This window comes from Spirillospora sp. NPDC049652, assembly GCF_040675125.1.
In the GTDB taxonomy this organism is placed as follows: domain Bacteria; phylum Actinomycetota; class Actinomycetes; order Streptosporangiales; family Streptosporangiaceae; genus Spirillospora.
The window spans coordinates 1-2,135 of sequence record NZ_JBFAOF010001106.1 but is presented as its reverse complement, the minus strand read 5'-3'; the positions used below and the strand labels follow the sequence as shown (position 1 = coordinate 2,135).

Sequence of the window (2,135 nt, the reverse complement as noted above, 5' to 3'; positions counted from 1 at the left end):
CTGGGGGGACCCGGCGGACGGGCGGTCGCCGCCCGGAGCGGCCGCCTTCGTGGGCGGGCCCGGCGGCCCGGCCGCCGGCTCCGTCCGCGAGCCGGCCGTCGAAGCCGCCGCGGACGAGGACGGCGTCGGCGGCGAGGGCGGATGGCTGGCCGAACCGGGGCAGCGCCTGCTCGCCCGGATCGTGGACACGCTGGTCGTCGGGCTGCCCGTGGTGCTGGTGCTGCGGGCGGCGCTGCCGCACGAGACGGCGGACCGCTGGTCCCCGACGGTGGTCGCGTCCCTTCTGCTCGTCTACGACGCGGTCCAGATCGCGCTGTGGGGGCGGACGCTCGGCAAGCGGTTCGCGGGCGTCCGCGTCGTCACCGAGGAGGGCGCCCGGCCGGACGCCGTCCGCGCGGGCCTCCGGGCGGCCGTGTACGCGGTTCCGATCGCGCTGCGGCCCGTGCCCGTGCTCGGCCTCATCGGCGGCGTTTTCTGGGTCGTGAACGTGGCGATGGCGTTCCGCGGAGCGGAACGGCGCGCGGTGCATGACCGCCTGGCGGGAACCGGCGTGGTGAAGAACACCATCGACTGACATAATGCGCGCAAATCCCCTTACTTCGGGGAGTTGACGATCCGGCCCCCGCGGCCGGAAGCCCCGTCCCGCGGGGGCGTTGGAGAGTTCCGGCCCCCGCCGACTTTGCGGCGAGAGTTTGCCGGACGCCCCGCGCCACCGGGTTCACGGCGCCTTCGCGCCACCTTCACGCCGGGCTTGCACAGGACTTCCGGACGCCTTCAACGTCCCTTAGGCGACTCCGGAACACTGCCGTTCCGCTGAACTTTGGACGGCCTTCGGGCCGTCATCCCGGGGCAGCTCGACGGGCGGTTAGGGACGTTACGTCGGGGTTAATCGTCGGCTCGTGGGACGATCGAGCCCCGGTCGTTAAGCGGCCCGCCCCGGATTTTCCCCGATCGGCGGCGGTGTCCGGCCCGGATGCGCGGGATCATGCCCGATTCGGATGGTGCGTGATTACGATGAGTTACCGTGGGGGAAGCAAAGTTCATCGCGGGTGTCGAATTGTCATCGGCGCGCTTCGAGGTATATGTTTGCAGCCGAATGCAGTTTGCTCCAGTCTGAAAGGTCTGTCCTCATGGCACAGAAGGTTCAGGTGCTTCTCGTCGACGACCTCGACGGTGGCGAGGCGGACGAGACCGTAGCGTTCTCGATCGACGGCGCCTCCTACGAGATCGACCTCAGTAGCGCCAATGCGAAGAAGCTGCGGGATTCTCTTCAGCCGTTCGTGGAGGTGTCCCGCAAGGCGGGCACCCAGCGCCGGCGCCGCCAGCGCGGCGCGTCCAGCCGTGAGCGCAGCGCGGAGATCCGCGCCTGGGCCAAGGCCCGGGGCATCAAGGTCAACGAGCGCGGCCGGATCCCGGCCAACGTGATCGAGCAGTACGAGGCCGCCAACTAGCCGCGCCGGTCGGCCCCGCGGCCGACCGGAACCGGGTCGGCGGGGGCGGGGAGACGATCTCCGCGGGGCTTCCGGGGCCCGCCGACCGGACCGCTACGGCCCGCACCGGCTTCGGCCGGACCGACCGGCCCGCCTCCGACCGTCAGCCGCGTGCGCGGCGACGCGGGGCGGGCCGTTCGCATTGCGCCGACCGGGCGGCTCGATTCGATCTTGAAGAGGGTCAGGAACCGGGCGGAGAAGGACGAACGCCGCTCCGGCCGGGGCCGTTCAGGGCGGCCGGCCGTTCGCTTGTGGCGTACACGGCCCGCGATTCATCGGCCGCCGGAGCGGAAGGGTTGCCCCGTGACCGCCCAGCGCCTTCGCAATGGCGCTGGTGAGCCGCTCGGGAACGGTCCGGGCAAAGGCCCGTTCGCTCGCGGCGTAGCGGGAACATGCCGCATCAGTGCGGTAGTTGGATGAGGATGAACAGCGCTTAGCTGGGGAACGTCTTCTGGTGGGAGTGCACCGGGCGGCCTCCTCGGGGCGGGCTAGCATGCGGAAGGACAGGTCCGGACGTTCCGGACTCTGCCCAACCGCTCTGTGAGGAGCGACGAGATGTTCGAGAGGTTCACCGACCGCGCGCGGCGGGTTGTCGTTCTGGCTCAGGAAGAGGCCAGGATGCTCAACCACAACTACATCGGCACC

Annotated in this window: 2 protein-coding genes; both read left to right on the top strand. The window is 70.9% G+C overall.

Annotation, left to right across the window (positions count from 1 at the left end; translation table 11 throughout):
- Nucleotides 1-574: RDD family protein (locus tag AB0J52_RS37470; protein WP_500187703.1), on the top strand; the 574-nt coding region annotated here is incomplete at its 5' end.
- A gap of 556 nt (nt 575-1,130) precedes the next feature.
- Complete coding sequence (locus tag AB0J52_RS37465) at nt 1,131-1,451, top strand: histone-like nucleoid-structuring protein Lsr2 (protein WP_026414171.1); 321 nt, start codon at nt 1,131-1,133, stop codon at nt 1,449-1,451.
- The last annotated feature ends 684 nt before the right edge of the window (nt 1,452-2,135 follow it).

What these genes read in the sequence shown, in the direction of transcription:
- AB0J52_RS37465 (WP_026414171.1), top strand. Translation starts at nt 1,131, where the DNA reads ATGGCACAGAAGGTTCAGGTGCTTCTCGTCGACGACCTCGACGGTGGC.